We start from the raw sequence: 599 nt of genomic DNA, 5'->3' as shown, positions 1-599 counted from the left end.
GTATGGCTCCACAGGTAGGACTCGAACCTACGACCGATCGGTTAACAGCCGATAGCTCTACCACTGAGCTACTGTGGAATATGGTGGGCCTAAGTGGACTCGAACCACCGACCTCACGCTTATCAGGCGTGCGCTCTAACCAGCTGAGCTATAGGCCCATTATTTGGAGCGGGTGATGAGAATCGAACTCACGACATCAGCTTGGAAGGCTGAGGTTTTACCACTAAACTACACCCGCGTTACTTAAGATGGGGCGACTGATGGGAATCGAACCCACGAATGCCGGAACCACAATCCGGTGCGTTAACCACTTCGCCACAATCGCCGTCTTAAAATGGTGGCTCGGGACGGAATCGAACCGCCGACACAAGGATTTTCAGTCCTTTGCTCTACCAACTGAGCTACCGAGCCAAACAAAATGGCGGTCCCGACGGGAATCGAACCCGCGATCTCCTGCGTGACAGGCAGGCATGTTAACCGCTACACCACGGGACCACTTTGGTTGCGGGGACAGGATTTGAACCTGCGACCTTCGGGTTATGAGCCCGACGAGCTACCGAACTGCTCCACCCCGCGATGATATGAATATGATATAAATA

General features: G+C 53.6%; 7 tRNA genes. All 7 read right to left on the bottom strand.

Going from position 1 to position 599, the window contains the following annotated elements:
* Positions 1 to 3: 3 nt before the first annotated feature.
* A tRNA-Asn gene (locus tag AC1VNJ_RS26855) sits at positions 4 to 78 on the bottom strand.
* A 3-nt stretch (positions 79 to 81) separates the two neighbouring features.
* Positions 82 to 158, bottom strand: a tRNA-Ile gene (locus AC1VNJ_RS26850).
* Between the two features lie 6 nt (positions 159 to 164).
* Positions 165 to 238: transfer RNA gene (locus AC1VNJ_RS26845), tRNA-Gly, on the bottom strand.
* An 11-nt stretch (positions 239 to 249) separates the two neighbouring features.
* A tRNA-His gene (locus tag AC1VNJ_RS26840) sits at positions 250 to 325 on the bottom strand.
* A gap of 10 nt (positions 326 to 335) precedes the next feature.
* A tRNA-Phe gene (locus AC1VNJ_RS26835) sits at positions 336 to 411 on the bottom strand.
* Positions 412 to 419: 8 nt separating this feature from the next.
* Positions 420 to 495, bottom strand: a tRNA-Asp gene (locus AC1VNJ_RS26830).
* A 4-nt stretch (positions 496 to 499) separates the two neighbouring features.
* Positions 500 to 576 (bottom strand) — tRNA-Met (locus AC1VNJ_RS26825).
* Between the last annotated feature and the right edge of the window lie 23 nt (positions 577 to 599).

The sequence above is a fragment of the Priestia sp. 3CA3 genome, from assembly GCF_056836725.1.
This window is presented reverse-complemented; position numbering and strand designations above follow the sequence as displayed.